Here is a 20,678-nt window from a genome sequence, read left to right as displayed (position 1 = left end):
TCAGTTCAACCAACCAGCAGAGCGAATACGATGCCTGGACCGTGTACGCCGATGGTCAGATCATTCTCGATATCCGCCGACCGGCTGGGGCCGGAGATGAAATGAATCCCGGCCGGCAGCGCCCCCTGCCCCGCTTCATCAAAGGTAACCAGCACCTCACCCAGCCGGGTTTTGAGCCGATCCAGCGGAATGATGGCAATCAGGGCCGTGGGCAGCAGGCTGACCGAACGCCCTTTCTCCGGGGCGGATAATACCGTAATTGATCCGGTATAGGCTACCGCATAATCGGCAACCACGATCCCGATGTCGGCTTCGGCGGCGCGGTCCTTCCAGGCCTCTTCGGCATCGGTATTCCAGACGGAGATCTGCGCTTCCGCCAGCTCCTCTTCCAGCCGCAGTACAGCCAGCTCGGGAACATTCTGCCGCAGAATATACCGGGCCAGCATCTCTTCTGCCTTGCCGGTAATATAAGCCTTCACCCCGTCCATATCCGCCAGCCGGGCAACGATTCCGCCGGCCGCCTCGAAATTGGCGGTGAAGTGTTCAATCCGCTCCTCCGGGCTCCACTGGAACTCCTGCCAATACTCCGGCGCCCCCCGGAATGGGTGAGCCGGCGGTGCGGTTGTTCTGGGCCGCTTCAAGCGGCGGGCGATATCCTCCATGAACGCCTGCTGTTTGGCCTTGGACGCTTCGTCCATCTGCGCCAGCCACTCACTGTGCGTATCCTTAGCCATGCCCCCCGCCTCCTTGTAATCCCGTCTTCCGGTTCTTCAGCACCGCTTCCATCCGTTTCAGCATGGCCGGTTCCATCGGCTTCGAGCTCTTGCCAAGCTCCTGCTTCAGCCCTTTCCAGCCCTCGCGGAAAGATTGATCCGCCAGCTTCGGAGCGATCCGGTAATTGTTCCAGCCCTTCAACGGGCCCAGCTTCGAGGGGATGCCGCCGTCACGCACCAGCAGCTTCTGCCCGATCCGGCCGAGCTTCATTACGGCGCTGAACCGCTGTGACTTGGACATAATGGCCGCAAAGCCTTTCATCCCGGCCCCTTCCGCCTTGTCCCCGTATCCGCGCTCCACCTTGCGGCGGCGCAGATAGATCAGCATGTCATGCAGCGGGATTTTGACCGGGCAAGCTTCGTAGCAGGCCCCGCACAGACTGGAGGCTGAGGCGATATCGTCCCATTGATCGACATTTTTATTGAGTGCAGGGGTCAATACTGCCCCGATGGGACCGCTGTATGTCCCGCCGTAAGCATGGCCGCCGATATGCCGGTACACGGGACAGGCATTGAGGCAGGCACCGCAACGGATGCAATTCAGCAGCTCCTGGAATTCCGGATCACCAAGCTGCTCCGAGCGGCCGTTATCCAGAATAATGATATGCTGCTCTTCAGGTCCATCGCCATCCTCTTTGCGGCGTGGTCCGCTGATACCCGACATATAGACCGTCAGCTTCTGGCCGGTCGCCGAACGGGGCAGCAAGGTCGCCATGACTTCCAGATCGCTCCAGGAAGGAATGATCCGCTCCATGCCCATCAGGGTGATCTGTGTCTTCGGCACCGTGGTCACCATGCGGGCATTCCCTTCGTTCTCGAACAATACCATCGAACCGGTCTCGGCAATGGCAAAATTGCAGCCCGTCATCCCGATATCCGCCTCCAGGAATTTCTCCCGCAGCTTGCGCCGGACAAATCCCGCCAGGATCGTCGTCTCGGGCAGTAGCTCTTCTCCTGCTTCCTTGGAGAGCAGCTCCGCAATCTGATAGCGGTTCTTATGGATCGCCGGAATGATAATATGCGAAGGGGTCTCTCCGGCAAGCTGGATAATATATTCACCCAGGTCCGTCTCTACCGTCTCCACGCCAATGGATTCCAGCGCGTGGTTCAGATGCAGCTCCTCGGTGACCATGGATTTCGACTTGACGACAGAGGACGCTTTTTTCCGCTCGGCTATTTCCAGGGAAATTCTCACGGCTTCCTCACCGGTAGCTGCAAAATGAATATGCGTCCCATTGGCCCGTGCATTATCCGCAAACAGGTTCAGGTAATAATCCAGATGGGCAATGGTATGCAGGCGGATTTGCCGCCCGCGCTCGCGCCATTCCTCCCAGTGGCCGTGGTCATTTGCAGCCTTTTGCTTGCCGTCCCGCAGCCGTTCGGTAGTGAAACGAACCGCTTTGCGCAAAAAATCGTTGTTCAGTGCCAGATCGGCACGTTTTTTCACTGTGGAGGGTTTGGTTTCCTGCGCCAATCTATGCGCCGAAGCTTCCGCTGTCCGTTGGCTCATGCTCCATTCACTCCCTCGTACAGCAGCTCGGCCAGGTGCATCACCCGGACCGGTTGGTTCCGGTAACGCAGATTGCCGGCAATGTTCATCAGGCAGCCCATATCGAGGCCTGTAAGAATTTCCGCTTCCGTCTCCAGGACGTGATCCGACTTCTCGGTAACCATCGCTCCGGAAATATCGGACATTTTGACCGCGAAGGTTCCGCCAAATCCGCAGCAATCCTCGGCAAAAGGCAGCGGCACAAGCTCCATGGCCTTGATATTCTGCATCAGCAGCATCGGCTCGTCTTTAATGCCGAGAATCCGCGTGCCGTGGCAGGAAGGATGATAGGTTACCCGGTGTGGAAATACCGCCCCCAAATCGGTTACGCCCAGCACCTGCACCAAAAACTGGGTGAATTCATAGGATTTCTGCTGCAGCTCCTGTGCCTTGGCCAGATGGATAGGGTCATGCTCAAACAGCTTCGGATAATGGTGCAGCATCCCGGTACAGGAACCTGAAGGCGCTATCACAAAATCACTGTCCTCAAAAGCACGGATAATCGTCACAGCGGCAGCGCGTGCTTCATTCCAGTACCCGCTGTTAAACGCAGGCTGGCCGCAGCAGGTCTGCACTTCCGGAAAATCCAGCTCTACCCCGTATCTGGCGAGCAGGCGGGCCATGGCTTCACCGACCCGGGGAAATACCGCGTCACTGACGCAAGTAATAAACAGCGATACCTTCATCCCTTCACCTCCCCTTCTTATGTTGTTGAACCCGGCCGGCTGGCGCTGGCCGGGCTGTAATGTAGTCTTCCTATACTCTATTCAGCTTGATGTTCAGTTTGCTGAGCTGCTCCAATTGTCCGCTCGAAGGTCTGTAGTCGGTAACAATCTCATGCAGCTCTTCCGTCTTGGCCACATGGGTGAACGCCTGAATTCCAAATTTGGAGGAATCGGCGAGCAGAATGACCCGGTCGGCAATGCCGATCATCTTCCGCTTGACCATCGCCTGTTGCTCATTGGATTCACTGGCCCCGCGTTCAAAATGAAATCCCTTGCAGGAAAAAAACAACTTATCCACGTGGTACAAATCGAGCGAACGCTCCGCGAGCGGTCCCACAAAAGACATGGAGCGGCGCGTCAGCTGGCCGCCCGTGGACAGCACCTCGATCCGCTCCTTGCTGCTCAGCTCAGCAGCCACCTTGATCGAGTTGGTGAGCACGGTGAGCGGCATATCCGGCAGCTGCGAAGCCATGTACCAGGCAGTCGTGCTGGCATCCAGCACTATCCGGTCCCCTGGCTTGATCATCATTACCGCTTCGCGGGCGATGTTCTGCTTCTCGGCGGCGCTGGTAATTTCACGTTCGGTGAAGGGGGTCTCCGGCTGGCGGTCACGCAGACTGACCGCGCCGCCATGGGAACGGAGCAGCCGCCCGGCTTTTTCCAGCCGGTCCAGATCGCGCCGGATCGTTTCCTCCGTCACCTGGCATAACACGCTCAGTTCCGAGACCCGGATGCTGCCGCGCTCATTGACCAGCTCTACTATTTTTTCATACCTGTCTGCAATCAGCATGGCTTCCCTCCATCAAGAGTCCCGTAAAAGAGCCTCGAGTTGATTATTTGTTGTCTCTTATCTAGTAAACGCCGCCGGCACACCGCCGTCAATGGTCAGCATGCAGCCGGTCGTCTTCTCCGATTTGGAAGAGGCAAAAAAGGCCACGCCTTCGGCAATATCGCTCGGGTAAATGTTAACCAGCAAAGTTGTGCGTTTGCGGTAGTATTCTTCCAGCTGATCCGGCTCGATCCCGTAGGCGGCGGCCCGCTCATTACGCCAGTTCGAGTTCCAGATCGCCGAACCCTGCAGAATGGCATCCGGCAGAATCGTGTTGGCACGAATGCCGAATTCTCCGCCTTCCGCCGCAATGCAGCGCGCCAGGTGGGCTTCCAGGGCTTTGGCCGAGCTGTAGGCCGAGGCGCTTTTGCCGGCATAGACCGAATTCTTCGACCCGATGAACACCATGCTGCCGCCGATCGCCTGCTCCTTCATCAGCTTGAAGGCTTCGCGGGCCACAAGGAAGTAGCCGGTACCAAGTACGGCAATATTCAGATTCCATTCTTTCAATGAAGTCTCGGCAAAAGGACTGGAGGTGGCCAGGCCCGCATTATTCACGATGATGTCCACGCCGCCATAAAAAATGGAGGTATCCGCATAAGCCGCCGCCACCTGCTCTTCCGAGGTCACATCCATTTTTACCGCAAACGCCCGGTTCTCACCGAACTTGCCGTTAATCTCATCCGCTACCTTCTGTGCACCTTCCAGGTTAAGGTCGGCCAGCACCACATGCGCGCCTTCAGACACCAGCCTGCGTGCCGTTTCACTGCCGATGCCGCCCGCTCCGCCCGTAATGAACGCCACTTTGCGCGAGAATTCAGCTTCCGCAGGGGCCAGCGACAATTTGTAAAGCTCCAGCGGCCAATATTCCACATTGTAGGATTCGTTCTCGCTCAGGGAGACAAAGTCGCCCAGGGCTGTCGCACCGCGCATAACGGCAATTGCCCGGTGGTAGAGAGCTCCGCTCAGCTTGGAATTGCTCCAGCTTTTGCCGGTATTGATCATCCCGACTCCCGGAATCAGAATGACGCGCGGTGCAGCTTCAAACATCACGTCGCCTTCATGCTTGTTGCGCTCAAAGTACGCTTGATATTGCCCTTTGTACGCGGCAACGGCTTCCTTCAGCTTCGCTTTCAGGCCCTCAATGTCGTTCACATCCGGGGTCCACGGAACAAACAGCGGAACCACCTTGGTATGCACCAGATGATCCGGACAAGCCGCACCTACGCTGCAGAGCTCTGCCGAGTTGGCCCCTCCGACAAAACGCAGCACATCCGCTTCATCGTCAAAAGTCAGGATCATCTTCTTGTCATCGCTTACGGCCCCGCGGATCAGCGGCATGACAGCAGCTGCAACAGCCCGGCGCTCATCTTCAGGCAGCGCCTCCGTCTTCAGCCCGCCGAACAGATTCTCCTCCTCCACTTTGCTCTCGATGTAGCTCTCTGCCTCATTAATGATCTCGATGGTCTTGGCATAACAAGCTTCCGGGGTATCGCCCCAGGTGACCAGACCATGTTTCTCCATGAGCACCAGTTCGGCATCGGGGTTCGCAAGTACACCTTCGGCGATCATTTTGGACAATGTAAAACCCGGGCGGATATAAGGCACCCACACGAACCGGCCGCCGTAGATTTCACGGGCAATTTCCTTGCCGTTATGGGCGCAGCACAAGCTGATTATCGCATCGGGGTGGGTGTGGTCCACATGCTTGAATGGTAAAAAAGCATGCAGCAGCGTCTCAATCGAAGCACGCGGATGTTTAGCATCAATCATACAGTTGGTCAGATATGCAACCATCTCTTCGTCCGGCATTTCATCACGTTCAAACAATGGGACAATATCCTCAAGACGCAGTCCGGTGAAGTTGCCGGCTTTCATCGTCGCCAGATCGGACCCGCTGCCCTTCACCCACATCACTTCCACATCGCGTCCGCGGAAATCCTGTACAGTTGTCTTGGTGGAGGTATTGCCACCGCCCCAGTTGCAGACTCTGCGGTCCTCGCCGAGCAGATTGGAACGGTAGACCAGCCCTTCGAGTCCGTTATTGGCTGCTGCAGATTTGGATGAGTCCCATAAGTTTTGTACCATTTTGTGAAAACCTCCGTTTTTGAATGTTTATTTTTTTGTTTATTTTTCTTTGTTTTGATTTTAAACTATTTGTTTGTGTTTGAATAGAGCGTTTTCACAAAAAAGACAAAAAAAATCGGGCCGCTTATATGCGGCTCCGATTGCGACATTGCAATACACCTTGTGCTGTCCCTCGATGATCAGCATCCGGCAGGCATCAAACCTGCGGCCTTTCCCTCTTCTTCGCCTGCCTCCCTAGGGTGCAGCCCGCTCCCCTAAGCTCGTCCGTGAAGCTTGCGGTATTCACTGGGCGGGCAGCCGTGCAGACGGCGGAACACCTTATAGAAATTGGATGGAGTCTGGAAGCCGGTGGCGTAGCAGATTTCCAGATTGGTCAGGCTGCTGCTTCTGAGTAGATGGGCGGCTTTGCCGATGCGTATTTTTTCCAGATAAGAACGCGGGGTGTCGGATGTCTCCTGCTTGAACAGGCGCTCCAGATAATAGGGGCTCAGGCCTGCGTGCTCGGCAATATCCTGCAATAACAGCGGCTCTCTGTATTCCTTCAGCAGAAAAGCGGTGACTTTCCGCACCACGGCAATGTCCGGTGAGTGGTCCACTTCCGGCTGGCATCGTTTGCAGGCGCGAAAGCCTGCCCGCTCCACCTCGTTAAGATTAGTGTAGAAATCGACATTTTGCGGTTTCGGCTTGCGGGACCGGCATGAAGGACGGCAATAGATGCCCGTGGTCTTGACTGCGGTGAAGAACAGCCCGTCATACGTCCGGTCGCAGGCCATGATTTTTTCCCACATTTCCTCAAAAGTCAGATTAATGTTGGCCTCCATCCGGTCCCCCCCTTTCCGATAAGCTTCCTCAACGATATAAATGTGCTGTGGATTGCCCCTCTATGCATTGTGCTGCGTGATGCTCCAGGCAAGCGGTAATCTTGTCAAACAAAGCATTGCCGAAGCTGAACCGCTTCACGCCCCATTCCTTCAGTGTATTGCCTTCCGTCAGTCCCGGTAAAGACATCACATTCAGAGGAACGTGTATTTCCTGCGCAATTAACCTAATGTCCGCCTCCGCCTTCAGCCCCGGCACAAATATTCCGCTTGCCCCGCTCTCCACATAAACAGCAGCCCGTTCCAGCGTCTCCGCCAGCGGTTCAGGTTGTTGCAGATAGGTATCAATCCTGGCATTGATATACAAATCCTTGAACCCGCGCTGTATGAGCGCTGTTCTGATGTCGGACAAGAGCTTGCCATGCCGGCTGCTTTCGCGAAGTCCGGTCTGGCCTTTTAGCGAATCCTCCAAATTGATGCCGGCCACACCGATATCCGCCGCTTTGAGCACATTATGAACAATAGTTGCCGTGTGTTCTCCGTAACCTGCTTCCAGATCGGCAGTCACCGGGACTTTCACATGGTCTACTATTGATTTGATAATGCCAAGATGGCGGTCAAAATCGACGAGCTCTCCGTCAGCCAGCCCCAGCGAACCGGCAATTCCCCAGCTGGTAGTCCCGATAGCGCGGAAACCCGCTTGCTCCAGTTGGAAGGCCGATAACAGATCCCAGGCGTTGCCCAAGAATAAAATCTCTTCTGCAGTGTGCAGTTCATTGAATTGCTGAATATGGTTCATGTGTGCTGCCCCCTAAGATTGGATGTACCTCATTCTAACAGGGGGCAGCGTTACATTTCGTCCTTATTCTTGCGCTTATAGTCGGCAGGTTATCTCGCTGAATTCCCCAGATGCTGCTGAAAAAACTGTACCGCCTGCCGGTGCTGATATTCACTGACCTCATGCCCGGAGAACGGATAATCATTGATCTGCTTGGGCGATTCAATCCGGTTATAGGCGGCATAAATGGTCTCGGGCATGCAGACCGTATCCTTCCAGCCTGCGGACATCAGCACAGGAGCCGTAATCCGCGGAGCCAGATTGACGATGTCAAAATGGGCCAGCGTGTACAGGATCTGCTCCAGCCGCTCCGGATAACGCCGCACATGATCGGCAATCTCCGTCAGGGAGCTGCTGGAATTCAGCACGCCGAAGTCCAGGCGGCACAGGTTGGGAATATCCGCCACAATAGCCGCCACACGTCTACTCAGTGCCCCGGTGAGCAGCGCAAGGCCACCGCCCTGGCTGCCGCCGATGACGCCAATCCGGGCAGGGTCTACGCCCGGCAGTCCGGCGGCTACCTCGATCGCGCGAACTGAATCAATGGCCACCGCCATATAATAGGAGCGCTCCTTATCCAGCAGTCCCTGCGTAATCCAGCCTCTGATCGTCCCGCTCTCGTGTGGCAGCAGATTGCCGGTCTCGCCGCCCTGCCCCCGTACATCAACAGCCAGGACGGCGTAGCCCAGCAGCAGCCAGGAGGCGTAACGTTCCGGGTAGCCGCGGTCGCCGCTATAACCGGGGAAAGTGACCACACATGGCAATTTCCCGTCTTCCTCTTGGTAGCCGGAAGGCAGTATGTACCAGGCATTGACTGTCGTGTCGTCGAACCCCTGGAAGCTTACTTTGCGGACCTCCATCCCGGAATACGGGGTGGTTTCAGGAACACTGACCATCTGCAGCGGCTTCTGTTCATAATGCTCAAGCCTTTCATCCCAGAAGCGGTTCACCGTTGCAGAATCAAGCGTCGGCTCCGGGCGGCAGTTCTCCAATTCCTGCTTGCGAAGTTCAATCGTATTCATGCAAAGTCTCCTCTGTACCTCTAAATTTCGCCTTAAGTTCAACAAGCTTAAAGCTTCAGCCCTATTATACAGAAAAAACAGGCGCTTTGCGGAAGAAAATGGAACTGCCGGCCCCATCAATAACCTATAAATTCCCCTTCGGTTTGTCCCCGATTAAGCCAAGCAAAAACATTTGGGAAAAAGCGAACCCTTTATACGTTTTCGTAACATTTGAAGGGATCGTCAGATCAAGGTCCAAATAGGTGGTTAGTAAAAGCTGTGTAAATTCCTTTTGATTCGTTAAGGAATATTCCTGCAGTTGTTTTACAAACGCCTTGTTAACCTGCTCTCTTCCGCCAAGCGCTTGTTGCAACTCGTACCCTGCTATATACATTTCTACAGCCATCTCTTCATTAGATCTCTGATGTTCAGCTACATAGGCCGAAATCCAGTCACGCACCAGGGACGAGGTATCTTTATTATTTTCCTTGGCAACCTGCTGAAAACTTTCTTTTAGGTCTTTTGATATACGTATGTTCAAATTCATATCCACCCGGCTCATACCTCCTTAAAAGAATACACTAATTGTATTCATCCGCAATCACGTTGTCAACACATTGTAATCACATTGTGATCACATATATAAATCATCCCAGCGCTATAGCAAACAATCATATCCAGTTAGTCAATGCTTATTCTTCACAGTGCCGGGTGACGGACAGGGATGAAGAAGGAATGCGAAAGGAAATGGCGCCGCTAAGGGTGAATTCGTATTTCAATGCACTTTGTACATCAGGCTGCGAGTAAACCCGGCTTTTATTCGATTTGAATGTATTTGATACATCAGGAATCGCTGAAAAGGCTGAAAACCCCCTCTTTTCTAAACATTCGCTGCACGAAATACATCAGAATGGACTTTCGAGCCATCCCAGTGCGATTTCGCTGCATCAAATACATTAAAATTACTTTTAGCCCTAAAACGTACTGGTAGGTACTGCTTCGGCTGGGCCATACCGGTAGAGCTCCGGCAGAGTTCCAGCAAAGTTCCAGCAGAGTTCCGGTATAGTTCCATTAGAGTTCCAACGCCCCGCTACCGTTCAACGTGTCCGCCACAAAATGTTCATATTGTTACCGCCAGATTATTCATGTGTCCAGGTACCCTGGTGTCCCGCCTCCCTTTTGAAGAAAGCGCTCTATATTTCCTCCCCTGATTTGGCAGCCGCAGACAACTTTATCCTTGCAACCCTTTACAACCCTTATTATGATTAATATTAATGCTAAACGTTTCATACATTTCAAAAGGAGTGATTGTCTGATGAGATACGGAACACTTGCCCACACCGTGGGCTGCCTGCCCCTTAACGAACTGACGGCGGAGCTGCAGCGCCACGATATCAGCTTCGTACAACTGGCCTTGTCCAAAGCTATTCAGGACCTTGATACCTCGACCGGCAAGCTGAGTCCCGGCTTGGCCAATTATATCGGAGAAGCCTTCGAGCGGGCCGGCATCCGCATTGGTGTACTGGGCTGCTATATCAACCCGGTCCATCCCGATCCGGCAGTCCGCAGGCAGGAAATCGAACGCTTCAAGGAGCATCTCCGGTACGCCCGTCACTTCGGCGCCCCCATGGTGGCCACCGAGACCGGCGCACTCACCACCTTTCAGGAGCTCGATCCTTTCCGTTATGAAGAAATAGGCTGGGAGACCTTGCGGGCAACCGTAGAGGAACTGGCGGAGGAGGCTGATAAATGGGGGGTATTCCTCGGACTTGAGGGAGTGTCCTCACATACCTTGTCCTCTCCCGAGAAAATGCGGCGGATCCTTGACGAGGTTCCTACAAGCTCGATTGGCGTGGTGTTTGACCCTTGCAACCTGATCGGGGAAGACATCGACCGCCAGGACGAAATTGTCGACAGCTCCTTCAAGCTGTTCGGGGACCGGATCATTCTGGCCCATCTGAAAGATATCTACTATTCGGACAATACGATGCACCAGGGTCCTCCCGGAGGCGGGGCTTTCCACACGGCAACATTCCTGTCCAAGCTGCAGGAGCATAAGCCCATGATCGATGTGTCGCTGGAGAATATCACCGGCCCGCAAATCAATGAGACCGTAGCGCTGCTGAAGAAACTGTCCAGCAAATAACAACAGCCTGTATCACCCGTGTCCAGAATGGCTTGAAGTTCAAAGCCAGCCTCTGACACGGGTCTTTTTATCGCCATTTCATGGATTGGCACCCATTGTCCGTCAAGTCTGGAACTTTAACAGCCGGATTGAATAAAATAGTATACATAATGGATTGGAGTTTATGCAGTTCTTGCAGAAGGGGTGGATTATACGATGAGGTTCACATTTCCCATTCTGACCTTATGCCATGGCGGTGCGCAGCGTATGCTGGTCGAGCTCACTAACGGTCTTACCGCCCGGGGGCATCATGTGACCATCCTCATGCCGCTGGATGGCGTAGTTTGCTATGCGGTACATTCCCATATCCATCGTACAGACCATACGGTACTGCGGGAATCCGATTTCCCGGGCGCCGACGTGATCGTCTCCAACTTTTATACAACTGTCGCTGTAGCCGAGGCTGCCAGCCAGAATGGAAAAGGGCGACACGTCAGATTGTCCTTGTGCTACGAGCCGCTTTTTTTGCCGGAAAATGAAGTGTCATTCCCCTCTTATAACACAACCCGCAACCTGATTGTATTGTCAAAATGGCAGCAGGAGCTGATCCGTCTGAATCACGGGATCACCGGACATATCGTTCCGGTCGGCATCAGCCCCGCCTTTCATAATATGCATATCCGCCACACCCTGCAGGAACCGCTTAATGTCAGTGCCATCCTGCGCAAAACCGAGCACGGCTTCTCCTGGCATCGTGAGCAGGACTATTTGCTCCGCCAGCTGGATCTGGTCCATGCGGCATGCCCGGAGGTAACGATTAATCTTATTAGTCCGCCGGATGAGTTCTACTCCTCGGGTTGGCTGCAGAGCTTGAAGGCCAGCGGATACTACCGGTTCTTCACGCCAAATGACGATCAGGAGCTATGTTATCACTACAATGGGGCCGATATTTTTGTAAGCTCAAGTATTTTTGACACCGGCTCTCTGCCGGGACTGGAAGCGATGCGCTGCGGCGCGGCCTTGGTATCCGTATACTCGGGCGGTAATCTGGAATATGCCCGTCATGAAGAAAACTGCCTGCTGTCCTACCGGCATGAGAACCGGCTCGCTGAAGATATCATCCGGCTCGCAAAAGATGTGGGCCTTAGACAACGTTTGGCCCGTCAAGGGGAGCTGGACACCTTCAGCTGGACTTGGGAGAACAGTGTACTGACATTTGAGCAAGCCGTTACTTCATTTTTCTAAACCAATCTTCTAATTGCCAAAAATAACATCCTGTTTTCCTGTGCGTGTATCATTCCAGACCGCAGCCAGGGTATCCGGAAAAATAGTCGCCGCAGTAATATAATCCCCGATAAGCAGAACTGGCGTTGGAGAAGTGCCGTTAGGATTCGTGGATACATCCGTTAAACGCCGGTTGCTGAAAGACAATCCGCTGTTGAAGGACTCCGCGACAAAAACATCGAGCAGGAAGCCGTCCAGCCGATTCGTATAATAGATTACTCTTATGGTTCCATTGAACGGCGAAACGGTGATGGAAGGGGAAAAATTCTGCGAGCCGGCCGGTGCTCCCGTAATGTTCACGGGGGTGGACCATAACAAACCATCCTGAGAACGGGAAAAGAAAATATCGGCATAACCCAAACGGAAATCGTTCCAGACCGCATACACGAAGCCTCCAAAGGGTCCGGCGGAAATATCGGTTCCCAGGCTCAGGTTGGTCTGCACCCGGAAGGCATAATTCGGCACCGGGAGAGGACTGGGCACCGGAACGGTGTTGGCCAGAAATGTCGCCTCACGTGTGACGGGCGGACTGAAAGTGAGACCGCCGTCCTGCGACACGCGGATATAGGCATATTTGGGGGCGGGACCAAGCTGGATATACCCTGCATACACCTCTCCCGCCAGGCCCACAGCCAAAGCCGCACGATTCAGTTGCCCTCTGGGATCGGAGATTCTTTGCGGCCGCTCCCAGCTTAAGCCTTGATCGACAGAACGCTGAAAAAAGATCGCCGAGTTCACCGACAAATCATAAATAGGTGTATACCCGATATAGGCATTTCCCCGATAAGGGCTGGAGGGCGACCGGTCCACGGCTATGAATGGCTCATCGTTATGAACATACAGCCCATAACCTAATTGTGCCAGAACGGGCGGATTAAACGTAAGGCCGTTATCGAAAGAGGTGTAGGTCGCAATCGTACCGTCATTAAACTCATTGAAAAAATGGACAGCCACAATAAACGTATTCGGAAAGGTATAGTCAATGGTTGGAGCTTCCGCACTCATATACCCCGGGGCCTGCGGCAAAATGGTGCCGGACCAGGTTTGGCCGCCATTCTCTGAACGGTAAACGCCTGTAAGCGCAGTTCCGGTACTGTCATCCACAGAGACCGCCACCAAAAAGTTCGGGCTCAAGGTGTTTACCGCAATAGAGGGTTCAATATGGTTGCCCGGTAAATTGGCGGTAACATTCACGTTAACCAATGCTGATCCTCCATTTCATGTTGAAATCAGGGACAACCTGTCAATATAGGTTAGCTGAGTCTGAAGAATGTTATGCAGAACCGTCCCGGCCGCATCCACGGTATGGATATTTACAATCGTATTGACCGCGCTGTAAAAGTTGAGCTGCACTTCATAATAATCAGCCAGATTCACAGAGTAGGACTGGACTATAAGCTGCTGGGGATTAACCTGAAACAGCGCTTCGCCGACCGGTATCCGGGTAAAGCTCGCGCCCCTGAACTGAAAAATCAACAAAGAAATGTTGATTGTATTACTATTGGAATCATTCAGGCATGAGACCTGAACCCTGTCGGCATGGGTAGAACCTGCTGCCGGGTTGTATACCGCTCCCGTCGTGAAGGGCATTATCCGCCTCCTTCCAGACTTCATTTTTTTGTGCTTCCCAGTGACCTTGTGATCGTCTCTTATACATATGTATGCTTAAATTGTCCTATACCGGGCAGTCATTTAGATGGAGCACAACGGTCCGTTCGCGGTGCGTTCACACCGAGCGCTGACATCAGGCCTACTCACAAACAATAAGGGCTATCCCAAGCAGCCACTTCATGGCTTTGGGACAGCCCCGCTGTCATTTAAACAATCGACAAGCCCGAAAAGATAATGGGCCCTATAACACTGGGAGGATTCACGCTGGAAATGGAAGAAACGGTTAATGCATATGCAGTGTATCCTGCAGGAATGCCTGTATCCACATACGCTATTGAAACCGCGTCGAACAGATGGTCCACCGGACTGCTGGAACGGATCATGTAAATGTTCATCCCATTCCGTTTAATCGTCAAGATCACATCGGAAGCAGAGATTCCGGAGTTTTGAAGCCCTACCGTTGCCTGCAGCTGTACAGAGCCATTCGTACCGACGTTCACTCCGAACTGGCCCAGAATCATGCTGTCCGGAACGCTGATTACGGAAAGTGAGGCGGATTGACTGAAGCTGGTCGGGAGACTTTTGCCGAAATCGATAATTGTCCTCATGTCCGTCACCCCAGCGAAAGTCCCGAAAAATTCACAGGACCTATCAAATTTGCCGTATTGGACGCACTGGGGTTGACAATGGATACCGTCAGTTTATACGAAAAATACCCGGCAGGCACATTCGTGTCGACATACGAAAAACAATAGGACTCATACAATTTCACAGCCATCGCACTAGCCTTAACTGTAAAAATCGTTGTATCGCCGCGTAGAATCGAAAACAGAAAATCGGGACTCCCCAGAACCGTTTGTATACCTACAGAAGCATTGAGTATGACATTACCAGCCTGGGCCGTGGCCAGACCAAATTCAGGCAATGCATTGCTTGACGGTGAACCGGCTACCGGTATCGAAATGGACTGGCTAAAGCTGGACAATACACTTTTTCCAAAGTCAATCACCTGAGTCATCCGCTACCCCCTCTTCATCGTACCCTTCCTCTTGAACAACATATGAACTCAGCTACAAAGTGTCTGGACAAAGCGGACATACCGCTCCATAATCTTATCCTATGTCTGCAGCTCCTCGTACTTGTCACCCAGTACTTCCCTGAAATAATTCCGGTTATAAATCATGCTCGGATGGGAGGGATAATAGCGGATTGCCGTTTCATTATGAATATTCGCCTTCTCACGCTCGCCCAGCCGGTCATAACATAAGGCCAGCTGCAGGTGCGGCAGCCAGGTGGAATAAGCGGCATTCCTTAGTCCCATGGAATCGTCCAGACTCGGCAGACCCACCGCAGTCTCATACCAGTACACCGCAGCCTGCAGCCTGCCCCTCTCGAACAGCCAGGCACCCAGACGGCAGCAGCATTCCGGGCGGGGGCTGTCATATTGCAAGGTTCGGCACAGTGCCTGAAATGCGCCTTCCGCATCGCCAAGCCGCTCCCGGCATTCTGCAAGCTTCATGCAGGCTTGAATATTATCTTCAATCCAGCCAAGGCCGCCGGTGAGGAATGTCTCATAATAACGGCAGGCTTCTTCATTCAGCCCGTGATCCCGCAGCTCATTGGCATAATAATACTGGTCCCTTGGAGAGAACACTTCGCCCTGCTGCGCACGTTTTTGATAGATACGCAGGTTTCGGTCCGTATGCTCCTTGTCTTTTGCATGGCTGACACAGACATCACTTCTGAAAGAAGGGCCGCTTACCTCCAGATATTCATGCACCGGACCGATCCATTTGAAATTGCAGCTTCGCCGGACGAGACGGTTGCGGCGCAAGCTTGAAGTAACATTCCCTTCGGAATCAAAAGCCAGATTATACTGCATATTGACAGTGTGTATGGACTCCGGCAGCTCTTCTTTTAGTTTCATAAAAAGCTTGTAATCCTTTTCTTTCAGATAATCATCCGCATCGAGCCATAGAATATACTCCTGGGTCGCTTTACTGAAGGCAAAGTTGCGGGCGGCCGAGAAATCGTCGATCCACTCAAACTCATACAATACAGCTCCGAAGGAGCTGGCCACCTCTGGGGTCCGGTCCGTAGACCCGGTGTCCACTATGATAATCTCATCTGCAATCTCGCCCACGGAAGCCAGGCAGCGGGGCAACCCTTGTTCTTCATTGCGGACGATCATACACAAGCTGATCGTAATCATGTACACCCTCCTATAGTTATTTTGGTTATGTGATCGCGCGGGGTCCGGTTCTATATTGATATGCAAGCAACCGAGCTAAGCATCCCTGCACTTCCCCCAAAAATAACTAAGGACCGTAAATTACCCGAAAGAAGCTATCTGTCCCCTGCAAAACGGGTCTTGAGAAGGCTGTTGATCTTCTCCGAACTGAACATCATCGCCACTGCGTACAGCGTCACCAGATACGGAAAGATCCCCATCCCCAAAGGGGTGCGTGTGGCCATCAGCCCCAGCAGCGGCGGCAACAGAGTCGTCCCTGTGTAGGCCATCGCCATCTGATACCCCATAATCCGCTGGGAATGGTCCTTGCCGAAACGGGCAGGCGTCTCATGCAGCAGGCACGGGAAGATAGGCGCACAGCCCAAGCCTACGAGAATAAAGCCGGCCAGCGAGCAATAAAGCGGCAACGGAAGCAGCAGCAGCACCGCACCCGTTAAGGCTGTCAGCTGCCCGGCCCGGATGAGGATGCGGCTTTTGACCTTCAGTGTAATAAAGCCCGTGATTAGCCGGCCGGCAGTAATGCCTGAAAAATACAAAGATACCCATTGCGCCGCTACTGCAACGTCAACTCCCTTCACATTGACCAAAAAACTGCTGCCCCATAACCCCATTGTCGTCTCAACGCCGCAATAGAGCAGAAAAGTTAGCAGCGTTAGCTTGACACCTTTAATCTGCAGCGGCTTCACAACACCGGATTTCACGAAATGACGCGAGCCGTCGCCCGCCTCCTGAACCGGCTGTTCTGCAGCAGCCGGCCCGGGTGAGCCGGCCGCCTCATGCCCGGTCCTTTTCCACAACGGGAGCGTTAAGAACAGCAGCGCCACCAGAGCGAACTGAATCCAGGCCACCGCAAGGTATCCGCTTCTCCAGGAGTGCTCCGAAAGAATATAACGGGACATGATAATCGGTCCAAGGGTAGCGCCGATTCCCCAGAAACAATGCAGCCAGCTCATATGATGCGCCTTGTAATGGGACGCGACATAATTGTTAAGTCCAGCATCCACCGCTCCTGCACCCAGTCCAAGCGGCACTGCGAGTAAGGCAAGCCATAGAACCGAGGTTGAGAAAGAAAAACCCAGCAATGCGCATGCTGTCAGCATGCAGCTGACCAAAGTCACTTTTCCTGTGCCGAACCTGTGTATGACGAAGCCGCTGGCCAAGCTGGACACGATAGTTCCGCCTGCCACCGTCATGGAAAGATAACCTGCCGCCGCAAGCGGGGCTCCCAGTTCCGGCCGGATGAGCGGCCAGGCCACACCCAGCAGGGAATCCGGGAGCCCCAGACTGATAAAAGCCAAATAAATAATAATCAAGAAAAGCGTTGCCATATATCAATTACCACCTTTATCCACGGAATGCCTTGAGAGTACAATATCCGGTTCGAGTGTTGCGAGGGTCCGTTCGATCATCCCGCCGATGTAATCAACGGCAAAATCTTTGGAAAGCAGCAGTTCCGGAACAGCACCGGCCGGAAGCTGTGCACGGCATGACCCCGTTATGGCCGGAAGATGCTCCGGAGTCAGGGAGCTGCCGTACAGAACCACCGTGTCCGGATTCAAAATACTGCTGAGGGTGACGATCAGCTTAGCCAGGGCCCCGCTGAGCCGTTCAAAAGAAGCATACAGCCCCGCCTCTGTCCAATCAATTCCTAAGGGCAGCCAGGATATTTCACCCGCAAAGTTGCCCTTTCCCTTGTGAAGCTTGCCTTGAATCATAATTCCCGATCCGGGCGGGTACAGCTCGGGAAAATAAATGTATACAACCGTCCGGTTTTTCGGGAGTCCACTGTTTTTGCTGAAGCCAAGGACTGCCGCATTCACATCGTTCTCCATAATGACCGGCACGCCGTAGCGTTCCTGCAAATGCGCCGTAACTGGTTGTCCTATAAGCTCCTTGTAGTCGGAAACAACCATTGTACCCGCGAATTCCGCCCCCGGCAGCCCCAAACCGATGGCCTGAACAGCCGGGTATTCCGCCAGCAGTCCGTCAATGATCCGCTCCAAGACGGGAATGTTCACCCCTTCAACTTCACATTCCGCCTGATGTACAGCCTTGCCGTACAGGTTGACCACCGTGCTGCGGACTGTAATCCGCCCATCTTGTTCATGCGTATAAACAATAAGCGCCTGTGCATAATCCTCGTTGTACTTGAATTCCTGAGCCGGACGCCCTCCTCTGGAGGAAGCCAGTCCCCCTTCTTTAACCTCTTGGGTTTGCAGCAATTGCTGCAATACGGTTCCTACAGTTACAAGGCTTAGTCCCGTAGCTTCCGCAAGCTGCTGTTTCGTTCCGCTTCCCCGCTCCCGCAGCGCTTTGCGTACCAGGTTCATATTCACCTCTTTGATGACAATCGCGTTGCCGCTGATCCGTTCCATCTTCCCCCTCCAATATATAAATACTTTATTAAAGTATTTTAATAACTTTGAACACAATAACAACTTCCTTTATATCTGTCAACAGAAAGCTGTCTGAATATAAAAAAGGGGCTTTCCAACCCCGGACAGTTACGGGATTGAAAAACCCAAGTACAGTGGGGCTTGCGCTTAGGGTTTCCCCTTGTAACCCGCAAGCTGTACGATCATAATAACAAGAACGAGCAAAGAAATGAGTTGATCAATACTCATCGCGTCCGCCTCCAATCCCGCTTTAGGATGGCTCTTCGGACGGCATTTCCTCTCCCAAGGACTGCTTCGTTCCCCCTACCAGATTATGAGCCTGAAGTGCAGTTTATGACCCCACTTCAGTCTATTCCATGCCGGCTGACGGACAAAAAGCAACTTTTCCGCAGCTCTAAAGGTCAATAGAGTTATAGAACAAAGGAGGGGCAGCATGTCAAGCGAACCAGCGGAATTCTCCAGCATGAACGCAAGCGCATTAACCACTTTAATGGAAACCTACGGCGAAGACGTGTGGAATTATGCCTATTTTCTCGCCCGCAACAGGGCCGTTGCCGATGATATCGCGCAGGAGACATTCATCAGAGCCTACAAATACCTTCACTCCTTCCGGGGTGAAGCTTCCGTGAAGACCTGGCTGCTGCAAATTGCCCGCAACCGCTGGTATTCATACCGAAGCACCGCTTTTGTCAGGAGGGTTACGTTAAAAGAAACGGCGGGACTGGACCTCACGGCGGAATCCGCTGAGGAAGACTTTCTGCGCCAGTCGTTAAGCGGCGAGGTCTGGGGGCTTGTACTCAGCCTCCCCCGAAAATACAGGGAAGTCCTGATCCTCCAGGCACATTATGGCCTGACCATGGATGAATTGGCGCAGACCCTCGGTGTGTCTCTGTCTGCAGCCAAGTCGCGCCTGCGGCGGGCCCGCCGTCAAATGAATGATCTCTGGGAAAAGGAGCTGACACCCGAATGAACAAACCTTCTACAGATTGGGAGAAACAACTGGCCTCAAAACCGTTCAAAGGCAATCACTTCACCCCGCAAATGCAGCAGGATGTGGAGCAGCGTGTCAACTCCAGGCAGCGGCGGCGTCCCCGCACCTGGACTTTTGCCGGAGCGCTGGGGCTTGTGCTTGCAGTTGCCCTATTCATCGGATATACAGGGATCGGCCGGATCTCCGGCGGACAGAACCTTCCGGGCCTAGCCGCTCCCAGCCCGTCCGCTACGGGCAACGGAACATTGCCGGGATCGGATGCCGCGTTAACACTGGCCTTTCCGTCTACGGATGGCAGTGGTGAAGTCGAGCTTCCGCTTCAGGTCACGCGCGCAGTTCTGCATGTGGATGACGGAACCCATCCGGTGAATACACGAGTTCCTGAACTGCCGCAAATGTCCTTCCCGATCGCCGGGGAGCTTGCGGATCAGCTGGAGGCGGTTCTGGTGTACCGCCCCGATATGGAGGGCGGTTATCTGCTTCTGGCCCCAGCCGGCTGGCAGGCTTCCGCATTGGTTGGGGCAAACGGTTCTTATGGCGTAACCCTCCAGAACCCGGACGACCCGGGAGAAACTCTCCACTACACCGACAATGCGTGGGGTTGTGCAGGCTGCGCCATTGGCAGCATCGGGACTTATTTTCCGGGCAAAGCTGCCTGGGCCGAGGAGCAAGGATTTGCCGTATCGGACGCCGATTCTCCGGAATTCGTCGAACGTTATGTCCTGGGTACTGCCGGAACCGGGGCACGCACCGTAAGATATACGCTGGCTGCCGATGCTGAGGGGTACGAAGCCTCCGGCTCCGCCTATTATGAAGAAGGAGAATGGGGATATTTGCACCGGCAGCTGGAAATACGTTTAACCTCCATCCTGAAGCAGCAGCAGATGCTGGATACGATCATGAGCTTTTTTGCGGAGAATCAGGGTCCGCCTCGACTTCCGCCCGCAGAATCCAAGAGCACGGAACCAAATGCCTACACTATCGGTACACTGGTGACCGCCTTACAGGAGCAGGGCATGAAGCTGAGCGGGGTCAAGGCTGGAGAAGAGCAGCTTTTCCAAAAAAAGCTCAACGGCGTATGGCCGGACGAACTGATCATCGATCGAACGGATTCGCCTTCCCGGCCGGAACGGTTGTCCGTGTATACTTACGCTGACCAAACAGAGACCGCAGCCGGGCTGGATGCGCTCAAGCTTGAGATTAACCGCACGACCTACGACGGGGGCGCCCGCATCTACCCGCATGTCTTTCGGGGCGCCAACCTGCTGGTAGTCTACTGGACCGGAGGCGACAGTGAGGTGCCTTTCCACTATGACAAGACAATCAAACAGGTGCTGCTGGCTTTGGAGCATCCGGAAGAATAAGCGAAAGGAAAGACGCGGGTGCCGATTTTTGCTAT

General features: G+C 53.7%; 20 protein-coding genes. 4 read left to right on the top strand and 16 right to left on the bottom strand.

Going from position 1 to position 20,678, the window contains the following annotated elements; genetic code table 11:
- Positions 1 to 5: 5 nt before the first annotated feature.
- The 9 genes from IEY53_RS07460 to IEY53_RS07420 form a co-directional block, all read right to left on the bottom strand.
- Positions 6 to 734: a LutC/YkgG family protein gene (locus tag IEY53_RS07460; protein WP_189023508.1), complete on the bottom strand. Its 729-nt coding sequence runs from the start codon at positions 732 to 734 to the stop codon at positions 6 to 8.
- Positions 727 to 2,283: a LutB/LldF family L-lactate oxidation iron-sulfur protein gene (locus tag IEY53_RS07455; protein WP_189023506.1), complete on the bottom strand. Its 1,557-nt coding sequence runs from the start codon at positions 2,281 to 2,283 to the stop codon at positions 727 to 729. The genes IEY53_RS07460 and IEY53_RS07455 overlap by 8 nt, the downstream gene beginning before the upstream one ends.
- Positions 2,280 to 3,008: a (Fe-S)-binding protein gene (locus IEY53_RS07450; protein WP_189023504.1), complete on the bottom strand. Its 729-nt coding sequence runs from the start codon at positions 3,006 to 3,008 to the stop codon at positions 2,280 to 2,282. Before IEY53_RS07450 ends, IEY53_RS07455 begins: the two co-directional genes overlap by 4 nt.
- Positions 3,009 to 3,078: 70 nt before the next feature.
- Entirely contained in the window at positions 3,079 to 3,837 is a 759-nt protein-coding gene (locus IEY53_RS07445; protein WP_189023502.1) for a DeoR/GlpR family DNA-binding transcription regulator, read from the bottom strand.
- Positions 3,838 to 3,894: 57 nt separating this feature from the next.
- Positions 3,895 to 5,964, bottom strand: a complete 2,070-nt coding sequence (locus IEY53_RS07440; RefSeq protein WP_189023500.1) for a bifunctional aldolase/short-chain dehydrogenase — start codon at positions 5,962 to 5,964, stop codon at positions 3,895 to 3,897.
- 254 nt (positions 5,965 to 6,218) lie between these two features.
- Positions 6,219 to 6,785, bottom strand: coding sequence for a bifunctional transcriptional activator/DNA repair enzyme AdaA (locus tag IEY53_RS07435; protein WP_189023498.1), 567 nt, complete (start codon positions 6,783 to 6,785; stop codon positions 6,219 to 6,221).
- Between the two features lie 28 nt (positions 6,786 to 6,813).
- Positions 6,814 to 7,581, bottom strand: a complete 768-nt coding sequence (locus IEY53_RS07430) for an isocitrate lyase/PEP mutase family protein (protein WP_189023496.1) — start codon at positions 7,579 to 7,581, stop codon at positions 6,814 to 6,816.
- A gap of 89 nt (positions 7,582 to 7,670) precedes the next feature.
- Entirely contained in the window at positions 7,671 to 8,642 is a 972-nt protein-coding gene (locus tag IEY53_RS07425; RefSeq protein WP_189023494.1) for an acetylxylan esterase, read from the bottom strand.
- A 124-nt stretch (positions 8,643 to 8,766) separates the two neighbouring features.
- The gene (locus tag IEY53_RS07420; RefSeq protein WP_189023492.1) at positions 8,767 to 9,174 is read right to left on the bottom strand and encodes a ribbon-helix-helix domain-containing protein; all 408 of its coding nucleotides are present in this window, start codon (positions 9,172 to 9,174) and stop codon (positions 8,767 to 8,769) included.
- 762 nt (positions 9,175 to 9,936) lie between these two features.
- Here IEY53_RS07420 and IEY53_RS07415 point away from each other — a divergent pair.
- Together IEY53_RS07415 and IEY53_RS07410 are read left to right on the top strand one after the other, a co-directional pair.
- The gene (locus IEY53_RS07415; RefSeq protein ID WP_189023490.1) at positions 9,937 to 10,767 is read left to right on the top strand and encodes a sugar phosphate isomerase/epimerase family protein; all 831 of its coding nucleotides are present in this window, start codon (positions 9,937 to 9,939) and stop codon (positions 10,765 to 10,767) included.
- A 195-nt stretch (positions 10,768 to 10,962) separates the two neighbouring features.
- Positions 10,963 to 11,991: a glycosyltransferase family 4 protein gene (locus tag IEY53_RS07410; RefSeq protein WP_189023489.1), complete on the top strand. Its 1,029-nt coding sequence runs from the start codon at positions 10,963 to 10,965 to the stop codon at positions 11,989 to 11,991.
- A 9-nt stretch (positions 11,992 to 12,000) separates the two neighbouring features.
- Here IEY53_RS07410 and IEY53_RS07405 read toward each other — a convergent pair whose 3' ends face one another.
- The 7 genes from IEY53_RS07405 to IEY53_RS07375 all read right to left on the bottom strand — a co-directional run bounded on the left by IEY53_RS07405 (position 12,001) and on the right by IEY53_RS07375 (position 18,267).
- Positions 12,001 to 13,233 carry a sialidase family protein gene (locus tag IEY53_RS07405; RefSeq protein ID WP_189023487.1) on the bottom strand — a complete coding sequence of 411 codons (1,233 nt, stop codon included), beginning with the start codon at positions 13,231 to 13,233 and terminating at the stop codon, positions 12,001 to 12,003.
- A 15-nt stretch (positions 13,234 to 13,248) separates the two neighbouring features.
- A complete protein-coding gene (locus IEY53_RS07400; protein WP_189023485.1) occupies positions 13,249 to 13,620 on the bottom strand; it encodes a hypothetical protein in 372 nt (123 codons plus the stop codon).
- A 227-nt stretch (positions 13,621 to 13,847) separates the two neighbouring features.
- Positions 13,848 to 14,249, bottom strand: a complete 402-nt coding sequence (locus tag IEY53_RS07395; protein ID WP_189023483.1) for a hypothetical protein — start codon at positions 14,247 to 14,249, stop codon at positions 13,848 to 13,850.
- 5 nt (positions 14,250 to 14,254) lie between these two features.
- Positions 14,255 to 14,659 (bottom strand): hypothetical protein, encoded by a 405-nt coding sequence (locus tag IEY53_RS07390; protein WP_189023481.1) that lies wholly within the window; start codon positions 14,657 to 14,659, stop codon positions 14,255 to 14,257.
- A gap of 99 nt (positions 14,660 to 14,758) precedes the next feature.
- Complete coding sequence (locus IEY53_RS07385) at positions 14,759 to 15,853, bottom strand: glycosyltransferase (RefSeq protein WP_189023479.1); 1,095 nt, start codon at positions 15,851 to 15,853, stop codon at positions 14,759 to 14,761.
- Between the two features lie 134 nt (positions 15,854 to 15,987).
- Positions 15,988 to 17,220, bottom strand: coding sequence for an MFS transporter (locus tag IEY53_RS07380; RefSeq protein ID WP_189023477.1), 1,233 nt, complete (start codon positions 17,218 to 17,220; stop codon positions 15,988 to 15,990).
- 3 nt (positions 17,221 to 17,223) lie between these two features.
- Positions 17,224 to 18,267: an ROK family protein gene (locus IEY53_RS07375; protein WP_189023475.1), complete on the bottom strand. Its 1,044-nt coding sequence runs from the start codon at positions 18,265 to 18,267 to the stop codon at positions 17,224 to 17,226.
- A 454-nt stretch (positions 18,268 to 18,721) separates the two neighbouring features.
- Between IEY53_RS07375 and IEY53_RS07370 the strand changes: the two genes are divergently transcribed.
- Both IEY53_RS07370 and IEY53_RS07365 read left to right on the top strand, forming a co-directional pair.
- Positions 18,722 to 19,258 (top strand): RNA polymerase sigma factor, encoded by a 537-nt coding sequence (locus IEY53_RS07370; protein WP_189023473.1) that lies wholly within the window; start codon positions 18,722 to 18,724, stop codon positions 19,256 to 19,258.
- Positions 19,255 to 20,643 (top strand): DUF4850 domain-containing protein, encoded by a 1,389-nt coding sequence (locus IEY53_RS07365; RefSeq protein WP_189023471.1) that lies wholly within the window; start codon positions 19,255 to 19,257, stop codon positions 20,641 to 20,643. Before IEY53_RS07370 ends, IEY53_RS07365 begins: the two co-directional genes overlap by 4 nt.
- Positions 20,644 to 20,678 lie beyond the last annotated feature (35 nt).

The organism is Paenibacillus albidus (assembly GCF_014644435.1).
Taxonomy (GTDB): domain Bacteria; phylum Bacillota; class Bacilli; order Paenibacillales; family Paenibacillaceae; genus Paenibacillus_AQ; species Paenibacillus_AQ albidus.
The sequence above is the reverse complement of the archived record's forward strand: the minus strand, read 5'-3'. Positions and strand labels throughout refer to the sequence as shown.

Coding starts and splice junctions, on each gene's coding strand:
- IEY53_RS07390 (WP_189023481.1), bottom strand. CDS start 14,659: ATGACTCAGGTGATTGACTTTGGAAAAAGTGTATTGTCCAGCTTTAGC.
- IEY53_RS07440 (WP_189023500.1), bottom strand. CDS start 5,964: ATGGTACAAAACTTATGGGACTCATCCAAATCTGCAGCAGCCAATAAC.
- IEY53_RS07410 (WP_189023489.1), top strand. CDS start 10,963: ATGAGGTTCACATTTCCCATTCTGACCTTATGCCATGGCGGTGCGCAG.
- IEY53_RS07435 (WP_189023498.1), bottom strand. CDS start 6,785: ATGGAGGCCAACATTAATCTGACTTTTGAGGAAATGTGGGAAAAAATC.
- IEY53_RS07415 (WP_189023490.1), top strand. CDS start 9,937: ATGAGATACGGAACACTTGCCCACACCGTGGGCTGCCTGCCCCTTAAC.
- IEY53_RS07395 (WP_189023483.1), bottom strand. CDS start 14,249: ATGAGGACAATTATCGATTTCGGCAAAAGTCTCCCGACCAGCTTCAGT.
- IEY53_RS07425 (WP_189023494.1), bottom strand. CDS start 8,642: ATGAATACGATTGAACTTCGCAAGCAGGAATTGGAGAACTGCCGCCCG.
- IEY53_RS07445 (WP_189023502.1), bottom strand. CDS start 3,837: ATGCTGATTGCAGACAGGTATGAAAAAATAGTAGAGCTGGTCAATGAG.
- IEY53_RS07450 (WP_189023504.1), bottom strand. CDS start 3,008: ATGAAGGTATCGCTGTTTATTACTTGCGTCAGTGACGCGGTATTTCCC.
- IEY53_RS07400 (WP_189023485.1), bottom strand. CDS start 13,620: ATGCCCTTCACGACGGGAGCGGTATACAACCCGGCAGCAGGTTCTACC.
- IEY53_RS07430 (WP_189023496.1), bottom strand. CDS start 7,581: ATGAACCATATTCAGCAATTCAATGAACTGCACACTGCAGAAGAGATT.
- IEY53_RS07365 (WP_189023471.1), top strand. CDS start 19,255: ATGAACAAACCTTCTACAGATTGGGAGAAACAACTGGCCTCAAAACCG.
- IEY53_RS07380 (WP_189023477.1), bottom strand. CDS start 17,220: ATGGCAACGCTTTTCTTGATTATTATTTATTTGGCTTTTATCAGTCTG.
- IEY53_RS07455 (WP_189023506.1), bottom strand. CDS start 2,283: ATGAGCCAACGGACAGCGGAAGCTTCGGCGCATAGATTGGCGCAGGAA.
- IEY53_RS07375 (WP_189023475.1), bottom strand. CDS start 18,267: ATGGAACGGATCAGCGGCAACGCGATTGTCATCAAAGAGGTGAATATG.
- IEY53_RS07385 (WP_189023479.1), bottom strand. CDS start 15,853: ATGATTACGATCAGCTTGTGTATGATCGTCCGCAATGAAGAACAAGGG.
- IEY53_RS07370 (WP_189023473.1), top strand. CDS start 18,722: ATGTCAAGCGAACCAGCGGAATTCTCCAGCATGAACGCAAGCGCATTA.
- IEY53_RS07460 (WP_189023508.1), bottom strand. CDS start 734: ATGGCTAAGGATACGCACAGTGAGTGGCTGGCGCAGATGGACGAAGCG.